Origin of the sequence: Streptomyces sp. AC558_RSS880, from assembly GCF_019049255.1 — a bacterium.
Lineage (GTDB): Bacteria > Actinomycetota > Actinomycetes > Streptomycetales > Streptomycetaceae > Streptomyces.
On the sequence record NZ_JAGMUJ010000027.1, the window covers coordinates 93976 to 102003 of the forward strand.

Annotated in this window: 8 protein-coding genes; 4 read left to right on the plus strand and 4 right to left on the minus strand. The window is 72.7% G+C overall.

The window, feature by feature from the left end; all coding sequences use genetic code 11:
* Positions 1–4: 4 nt before the first annotated feature.
* Positions 5–496, minus strand: a complete 492-nt coding sequence (locus tag KUM38_RS10245) for a GNAT family N-acetyltransferase (protein ID WP_217128990.1) — start codon at positions 494–496, stop codon at positions 5–7.
* Between the two features lie 161 nt (positions 497–657).
* On the opposite strand from KUM38_RS10245, the gene KUM38_RS10250 reads away from it, so the two are divergent.
* Both KUM38_RS10250 and KUM38_RS10255 read left to right on the plus strand, forming a co-directional pair.
* On the plus strand, positions 658–1329 hold the full coding sequence (locus KUM38_RS10250; protein ID WP_217128991.1) for a hypothetical protein: 672 nt from the start codon (positions 658–660) through the stop codon (positions 1327–1329).
* Positions 1330–1332: 3 nt separating this feature from the next.
* Positions 1333–1908, plus strand: coding sequence for a hypothetical protein (locus KUM38_RS10255; protein WP_217128992.1), 576 nt, complete (start codon positions 1333–1335; stop codon positions 1906–1908).
* Here KUM38_RS10255 and KUM38_RS10260 read toward each other — a convergent pair.
* The gene (locus KUM38_RS10260) at positions 1897–2328 is read right to left on the minus strand and encodes a DUF1992 domain-containing protein (protein WP_217128993.1); all 432 of its coding nucleotides are present in this window, start codon (positions 2326–2328) and stop codon (positions 1897–1899) included. The genes KUM38_RS10255 and KUM38_RS10260 overlap by 12 nt on opposite strands.
* 101 nt (positions 2329–2429) lie before the next feature.
* Here KUM38_RS10260 and KUM38_RS10265 point away from each other — a divergent pair, with 101 nt between their 5' ends.
* The gene (locus tag KUM38_RS10265) at positions 2430–2822 is read left to right on the plus strand and encodes an FHA domain-containing protein (RefSeq protein ID WP_217128994.1); all 393 of its coding nucleotides are present in this window, start codon (positions 2430–2432) and stop codon (positions 2820–2822) included.
* Positions 2823–2892: 70 nt separating this feature from the next.
* Here the strand turns inward: KUM38_RS10265 and KUM38_RS10270 are convergent, their stop codons facing one another.
* Together KUM38_RS10270 and proP are read right to left on the minus strand one after the other, a co-directional pair.
* A complete protein-coding gene (locus tag KUM38_RS10270) occupies positions 2893–3570 on the minus strand; it encodes an O-methyltransferase (RefSeq protein ID WP_217128995.1) in 678 nt (225 codons plus the stop codon).
* 79 nt (positions 3571–3649) lie between these two features.
* The gene (gene proP, locus KUM38_RS10275) at positions 3650–5065 is read right to left on the minus strand and encodes a glycine betaine/L-proline transporter ProP (protein WP_217128996.1); all 1416 of its coding nucleotides are present in this window, start codon (positions 5063–5065) and stop codon (positions 3650–3652) included.
* A gap of 393 nt (positions 5066–5458) precedes the next feature.
* Here proP and KUM38_RS10280 point away from each other — a divergent pair, with 393 nt between their 5' ends.
* Positions 5459–7513 carry a bifunctional glycosyltransferase 87/phosphatase PAP2 family protein gene (locus KUM38_RS10280; RefSeq protein WP_217128997.1) on the plus strand — a complete coding sequence of 685 codons (2055 nt, stop codon included), beginning with the start codon at positions 5459–5461 and terminating at the stop codon, positions 7511–7513.
* Positions 7514–8028: the final 515 nt, after the last annotated feature.

Sequence of the window (8028 nt, forward strand, 5' to 3'; positions counted from 1 at the left end):
TCCCTCAGCCCAGCTCCTTGGCGAACCAGTGCTCCGCGTACGGGTCGGCGTTGTGCGGCGCGGTCTCCGCGTAGCCGAGCCGCGCGTACAGCGCCCGGGCCTCGACGAGGTCCCCGCGCGTGTCCAGGACCATCCGGGTGGCGCCGGAGGCACGGGCCGCGTCCTCGGCGGCCCGCACCAGCAGCGCGGCCCCACCCTTGCCCCGCATGCCCTCGTACAGGAAGACCCGGGTCAGTTCGGCGGCCGCGCCGGCCGGCAGCCGGACGCCCGCACTGCCGGCCGGCTCACCCGCGTACCGCGCGACCAGCAACAGGCCCTCCGGCGGCGCGAGGTCGGCCCCCGACACGGCGGCGATCTCCCGCTCCAGCTCCTCGGGATCGGTCCGCCGCCCCTGGTGGAGGAGGTACCAGCGGTCGCTGACCTCCGTGTAGTACGCCCGCCACAGCGCGACGGCGACGGGGGAGTCGTACGGTTCCGGGGCCACGGTCCAGGTCATGCCCGCCATTCTCGGCGGGCCCCTCGGCGGGCGCGCAAGCGAATAAGCCGTGGCGGACCGTGACGGCCGCGAACTGTTTGTACGTGAACCTTCGGGCAACCCGGAAGACGAACCGGCTCGCGAGGAGTGCGCCGGCCTGGCCGAGAACCCGGAAGGCATTCATGTCCACTGGCCTGATCATTGCGTTGATCGTGATTGTCGCGGTCGCCGTCGTCGCGGCCGTACTGATGTCGCGCGCCCGCGGCCCGCGGCACGGCACCGGCCTGAAGCGGCGCTTCGGACCCGAGTACGACCGTGCCGTCGCCCGGCACGACGGGGACACCAAGGCCGCCGAGCGGGAGCTCGCCGAGCGCGTGGAGCGCCACGGCGACCTGCGCGTACGGTCGTTGGAGCCCGCCGAGCGGGAGAGGTACGAGGCGCGCTGGACGGCGGTCCAGGAGCGGTTCGTCGACGCGCCGCGGGACGCGGTCGCCGAGGCGGACCGGCTGATCGCCGAACTCGCCGCCGCGCGGGGCTTCCCCGCCGACGGGCACTACGAGGACCAGCTCGCCGCGCTGTCCGTGCACCACGCCCACCACGTCCAGGGCTACCGGCGCGTGCACCGGGTGGCGCAGGCCGGCGCGAACGGCGCGCACGACGGTGGTGCGGGTACCGAGGAGATGCGCGAGGCCCTCGTCGAGGCCCGCGCGCTGTTCGAGGAACTGGTGCGGCCGTCCCGCCACGAAGCCGGACGCCACCGCGCCGGTGCGGACGGCCACCGTACGTCCCCGGCCGACGGCCGCGGCCACCGCACACCGTCGTTGTTCCACCGGCACCAGGCGAAGGAGAGCTGAGCGATGACCGACGCGACCCGACGCCCCGGCGACATCCCGCCCGCCGAGGGGCACCGCACCACCCCCGGCGTCCGGAGCGACGCCACCGACCCGGGCACCCGGATCTCCGGCACCCGTGAGGAGGCCGGCCGCACCACCCCGGCCCCCGACGGCGAGAGCCCGCTGGTCGCCGCGCACCCGCAGCGGGGCGCCACCGCCCCTACGGACACCGGTGCCGGCACGCACCACGACGGTGACCGCACCCCGGTCGGTACCGGCACGCACCACGACGGTGACCGCACCCCCGCAGCCCGGCTCCTCCGGCTCGACGACACCGACAAGCTCACGGCGCGGTTGCAGCACGCCGTGGCCGGCTTCGTCGACGCGCCGCGGGACGCCGTGCAGGAGGCCGACCGCGCACTGCAGGAGCTCACCGAGCGCTTCACGGAGGCGGTGACCGAGCGGCGCCGCACCCTGCGGCGGTCCTGGCAGGACGACGGCGCCGACGAGGGCGGGGCCGGGGCGGCGACCGACACCGAGCAACTGCGGCTCGCCCTGCGGGACTACCGCGAGCTGGCGGAACGGCTGCTACACGCCTGAGCCGTCCGGTCCGCCCGCCGCCGCCCGGCGCTCCCGCCACCGCCGTACGACGTCCTCGACGTCGTACGGCTTCTTGCCCAGCGGGGGGCCGGGCGGCGGCTTGAACATCATGTCGCTGATCTTCGCGTTGATCTCCGTGAGGATCTTCCGGACGATCCGCTCCGAGGGCGCCGCGAGGGCCGCCTCCAGCGCGTCCTCGGCCTCCTTGCGCAGGGCCAGCGTCGGCGGCAGCACCGAGAAGCCCTCGCGGGCCATCTTCCGCTTGACCCACCACAGTTCGTCGTAGGTGGTCTCGACCTCGCGGGGGAGCGGCTTGCCCGCCCCCGCCAGCTGCTCGAACTCGCCGCGCGCCTCGGCGTCTCTGATCTGCTTGTCGACCCAGGACTCGAAGTCCACGCCGGGTGGCTTTCGCTCGGTCATGAGGCCATTGTGCCGGACGCCGCGCAGCCGGGCGTTTTATCATTCGGCGGCAGCTGGGCCGGGCCTCTCCGGTCCGCAAGGACGTCTCAGGAGGAGCCCACGTGCTCGAACTCACCATGGCCGCGGTGTCCGCGGCGGAAGCGGGCGCCACGGCCGGCATGCTCATGGCCGACGCGCCCAGCGAGCCGGGCACCGTGCTGCGGGTGGGCCGGGACAAGTCCCTGTGCCGGCTCTCGACGCCGGACGACTGGCTGTTCGTCTCGCGCGTCCACCTGGAGTTCCAGTGCGCGCCGGACGGGACCTGGCAGCTGACCTGGCTGCGCGGCTCCCTGCCCGATCCGTCCTCCGAGGTGCGGCTGACCGTCGGCGAGTACACCCAGCCGGTCGCCTACGGCGGCAGTGTGGCGCTGCCCCGGGGCGGCAGCGGCGAGGTCGTCATCCAGGACCGCACCGCCCCGCGCAGCGTCAACGTGGGCTTCTACCACGAGGTGTAGGACCACGGGGTGTAGGACCACGAGGTGGAGGACCACGGGGTGGAGGACCACGAGGTGCCGAGCACAGGGCTCAGGCCAGCACCCGGGCCAGCGCGAAGCCGTCGTAGTCCTTGGCGCCGACCGTCTGGAGCGCCGTACCGCTCAGCCGGGGGTGGCTGCCGATCAGGTCGAGGGCGGCGCGGGTGCCCAGCACGTCCGGGTCGGTGTTGTCCGGGTCGACCACCCGGCCGCCGCGCACCACGTTGTCGAGGATGATCAGGCTGCCCGTGCTGGTCAGCCTGAGCGCCCACTCCATGTAGTGCGGGTTGTTCACCTTGTCGGCGTCGATGAAGACCACGTCGAACGGCGGCGGGTTCTCGTCGGCCAGCTGGGGCAGCGACTCCAGGGCCGCGCCCACGCGCACCTCGACCTGCTTGTCGAGTCCCGCGCGGGCGATGTTGCGGACGGCGACCTCGGCGTGCCCGGGGTCGTACTCCAGGGAGATCAGCCGTCCGTCGGCGGGGAGGGCGCGGCCCAGCCAGATGGTGCTGTAACCGCCGAGCGTGCCGATCTCCAGGATGTGCCGGGCCCCCTGCAGCTGGGCGAGGAGCTGGAGCAGCTTGCCCTGCAGCGGCGAGACGGCGATCGGAGGGAGGCCGGCGGCGTCGCTGTCGCGCAGGGCGGCCGCCAGGGCGTCGTCGGGGGCGTCGGGCAGGAGGCGGCCGGTGAAGTAGTCGTCCACCTCGTGCCAGAGCTGCGACTCGCTCATGCACCTGTACCTTCCGTACGGCTGGTTAGTCTGTCTAACTAGTTCCGCTAGCGAAGATACGCCGTGCCCCCGCTCCCCGTCAGGCGTTCTGCCGGTGTGTCCCGGCCGTCCCGGCCTCCAGCGACGGCGCCGACCCCGGCAGCGGGCGGCCCGCCGACTCGGCCATGCGCCACACCGCGAACCCGCCGATCACGGCCGCCGCCATCATGTAGTAGGCGGGCATCATCATGTCGCCGGTCGCGCCGATCAGGGCCGTGACCACCAGCGGGGTGGTGCCGCCGAACAGCGACACCGAGACGTTGAAGCCGATCGACAGCGAGCCGTAACGCACCCGGGTCGGGAACAGCGCGGGCAGCGCGGAGGGCATCGCCGCGGTGAAGCACACCAGCAGCAGGCCGAGCGCGCCCATGCCGACCGCGACCGCGAGCAGACCGCCGTCGCGGATCAGCAGCAGGGCCGGCACGGACAGCACCAGGAACCCGGCGCAGCCGGCCGCGATCACCGGACGACGGCCGACCCGGTCGGTCAGCAGCCCGGCGAACGGCTGGACGACCATCATCAGCACCATCACGCCGAGCACGACGACCAGGCCGTGCGTGGCGTCGTAGCCCAGCTCGCTGGTGAGGTAGCTCGGCATGTACGACAGCAGCATGTAGTCGGTGACGTTGAAGACCAGCACCAGGCCCACGCACAGCAGCAGCGCCCGCCACTGGCCGGTGACCATCTCGCGCAGCGGCACCTTCGGGCGCTCGCTCTCGGCCTTCTCGACCTCGGCCGCGAAGGCCGGGGTCTCCTCCAGGCGCATCCGCAGATAGAGGCCGATGATGCCCATCGGGCCCGCGATCAGGAACGGGATCCGCCAGCCCCAGGACAGCAGGTCCTCGGAGGAGAGCAGCGCCGTCATCAGGGTGACCAGGCCCGCGCCGCCGATGTACCCGGCGAGGGTGCCGAACTCCAGCCAGCTGCCGAGGAAGCCGCGCCGCTTGTCGGGGGCGTACTCGGCGATGAAGGTGGACGCGCCGGAGTACTCGCCGCCGGTGGAGAAGCCCTGCACCAGGCGAGCCGCCAGCAGCAGGATGGGGGCGCCCACGCCGATCGCGGCGTAGGAGGGGATGAGGCCGATGGCGAAGGTGCCCGCCGCCATCATGATCATCGTGAGGGCGAGGACCTTCTGCCGCCCCACGCGGTCGCCGAGCGGGCCGAAGACCATGCCGCCAAGCGGGCGGACCAGGAAGGCCGCGGCGAAGGCGCCGAACGTGGACAGCAGCTGGGCGGTGGGGTTGCCCGAGGGGAAGAAGACCTTGCCCAGCGTGACCGCGATGTAGCTGTAGACACCGAAGTCGAACCATTCCATCGCGTTGCCGAGCGCCGCCGCCTTCACGGCGCGCCGGACGAGCGCGGGATCGGTGACGGTGGGGGCGGAGGTGTGCGCGGCGCCGGACTCCGGCGAGGCCTTCCGCGTGGACGGGGGAGCGGCGACCGTGGAAGTCGTCAAAACTTCGCTCGCCTACCTTTCGACGGGAACAGGGGCGGGTCCGCGCGGCGGCGCTGTCGGGCGGGCCGAAAAAACGACGATAGGCGCACTTGTCCCCTCTACGGGCGGTATGCGAATAGCTGCATACTGCACATGAATGCGCTGTACGCAGGGGCGCAGCCCCGCGCCGGGGCACCCCGTCCGGTGGCTCGTTGTGACCCTTCTCGCGTCGTCCGCGGGCAACGCGATCCCTCGCGGACTATCGTCATCCGGACAAAAGCGAGAGGGCCGTCAGGTGAAGCCGCGGTTTCCCGCGTCCCTTTCCAGGGGTGGCGCGAGCCTCACAGGGGCTCGCGAAGTGAATCCCCACGCACGGGACGCACGAGGCGAAACGGGGCGGGAGGCCGACGAGGCGTGGCGAACGCGGAGCACAGTGGGCGACCGGCGGAGGCTCTCGGGACGACAGCGGCAGGCGGCACCCAGGCACGGCTGCGCGCCGCGCGCCTGGCCCTGTGGCTGCTGGCCGCCGTCCTCGCCGTACGCCAGGTCGCCGTCGTCCTCACCACACCGAGCGGGGAACGGCTGACCGCCCTGGAGACCTGGGTGGGCCCCGAGGGCGTCCTGCACGTCAGCGGCTCCCTCTACGACTCCACCCGGTTCACCGGCACCCCCTTCAGCGGGCTCGTCCTCAAACCCCTCACCCGCCCCGCCGAACAGGCCCTCGGCTGGGGCTGGACCTTCGGCACCCTGCTGCTGGTCGTCGCCCTCGGACTGATCGCCGCCCGCGCCCTGCCCCAGCCGGTCGGCCGCCGCACCGCGATCCTCGCCGGGCCCGTCGCCATCAGCCTGCTCATGCTGTCCCTGCCGGTGCGCAACACCCTCTGGCTCGGCCAGACCAGCATCATCCCGGTCCTGCTCGTCCTGCTGGGCTGCTTCGTCACCCGCGGCCGGCGCGTCAGCGGCGTACTGATCGGCGTCGCCGCCGCCCTCCAGCCCACCCTCCTCCTCTTCGCCCCGCTGCTGTGGTTCACCGACCGCCGCCGGACCGCCGCCACCACCGGCGTCACCTTCGCCGCGGCCACCGCGCTCGCCTGGGCCGTGATGCCGCACGACTCCCACACCTACTGGGTCCACCACCTGGCGGGCACCGGCCTCGGCGGCCCCGCCGACGACCTCGCCAACCAGTCCCTGCACGGCGCCCTGCTCCGCCTCGGTCTCCAGGGCCCGCTGGAAATCGGCCTCTTCCTGCTGCTCGGCGCTGCCGTCGTGACCCTCGCCCTGCGCCGCGCGGTGCGCTACGCCCACGACGGCCAGTTACTGCTCGCGGTCGCCGTCACCGGCTGCGCCGCCATCGTGGTCGCCCCGACCGCGTGGCAGCACCAGCTGCTGTGGGTGCTGCTCACCGCCGTCGGCCGGGCCGGCGGACGCGCCCGCGACCGCATGGTGTGGCCCGTCGCCGTCATCCTGGTGATGACGCTGCCGGCGAAGATGATGCTGCCGAACATGGCGTTCCTGTACCCGCTGCGCGACAACGTCGTCCTCCTGGCCGCCCTGGCCGCCGCCACCGCACTCCCCTTCCTCTCCCGCAGCTCGCCGTACTTCCACACGCCGGTCCCGACCCCGTACGCCCCACCCGTCCCGGCCCGTTTCGCGTTCGTCCCGCTGCTGCCGTTCCTGCGCCGGGTGCTCATCCGCCCGAACCTCCTGCTCGAGCTCCTGCTGATCCGCGTCACCTACGCCGCGTACGCGAAGGTCCGCCTCGCCGCGACCGGCGGCAGCAACTCGGCGGGCCGCGACCGGGCCGAGGAACACGGACAGCAGATCCTCGACCTCGAACGCCTGCTCCACCTGGACATCGAGCACGCCGTCAACCACGCCGTGGTGAAGATCGGCTGGCTGCGGGAGTTCTTCGACTTCTACTACACGTCGTTCCACTTCGTCGTCCCGCTGACCGTCCTCGGCCTGCTCTACTGGCGCCGCCCCGTCGACTACCGCTGGGCCCGCGCGAGCCTGGGCTTCGCCACCCTCCTCGCCCTGGTCGGCTTCTGGCTCTACCCGCTCGCCCCGCCCCGCCTCATGCCGGACCTCGGCATCATCGACACGGTCCACGGCGTGCAGGACTTCTCCCAGCCCGACTACGGCACGCTCACCCACCTCACCAACCAGTACGCCGCGATGCCGTCCCTGCACTTCGGCTGGTCCCTGTGGTGCGGACTGGTGATCGCGATCATCGCGCCGCGCATGTGGATGAAGGCGCTGGGCCTGCTGCACCCCCTGTTCACGGCCGCCGCGATCGTCGCCACCGGCAACCACTGGGTGCTGGACGCGGTCGGCGGCGCGGTCGTCGTCGGCGCCGGCTTCGGACTGACGTACCTGCTCCAGGGGCCGCGCGCCCGTACGGTCGTGGCCGCCGCCGAGCTCAGCAGCGAGCCGTCGGCGCCGGTGAAGGACCGTGCGGGGTTGCAGTGACCGGTGCTGACCAGTGGGCGTCGGGCCACTCGCTTCTTTGTCAGTGTCGTGCTTCCGTGAGCCGAGTAAAGGGCGCTGCGTTGCGCTGCGCTCCACTTCGCGTCGCCTTCGGCGATGGCCCTCCGGGCCACCCTTGACTCGGCTCGCTCCAGCACGGGAGAGAAGCGAGCGAGCGGCCCGGAGGAAAGCGGAGGCCCGGGCACGCCTGCGGTCTACCGTCTGTTTCCAGGCCGGCGGCGTTCACGGGCGCGCTCGCGTCTCGCCCGCACGCCGGGCCGGCTCAGCGGCCGACGGTGGGTGGGTGGCGGGAGCATGGGCGCACTCGAGTGGTGGCGGGATGCCACGCCAGGCCCAGCGGCCGGTGCCCAGCAGTCGCGAGAGAGTCCGGCCGGGTGGGGAGACCTTCCCTGTCCCGGTTCTGCGGGGCCAGGGGCGGGGATGCCTTGCTGAAAGGTGTGAACAATCAGCGGGCACCTGCCCTTAGAACGCTCACATGAGCAGAGAAAAGGCAGTGG

Bases quoted from the DNA above. Each gene is read 5' to 3' on its own strand.
- KUM38_RS10245 (WP_217128990.1), bottom strand. From the start codon at position 496: ATGACCTGGACCGTGGCCCCGGAACCGTACGACTCCCCCGTCGCCGTC.
- KUM38_RS10250 (WP_217128991.1), top strand. From the start codon at position 658: ATGTCCACTGGCCTGATCATTGCGTTGATCGTGATTGTCGCGGTCGCC.
- KUM38_RS10255 (WP_217128992.1), top strand. From the start codon at position 1,333: ATGACCGACGCGACCCGACGCCCCGGCGACATCCCGCCCGCCGAGGGG.
- KUM38_RS10260 (WP_217128993.1), bottom strand. From the start codon at position 2,328: ATGACCGAGCGAAAGCCACCCGGCGTGGACTTCGAGTCCTGGGTCGAC.
- KUM38_RS10270 (WP_217128995.1), bottom strand. From the start codon at position 3,570: ATGAGCGAGTCGCAGCTCTGGCACGAGGTGGACGACTACTTCACCGGC.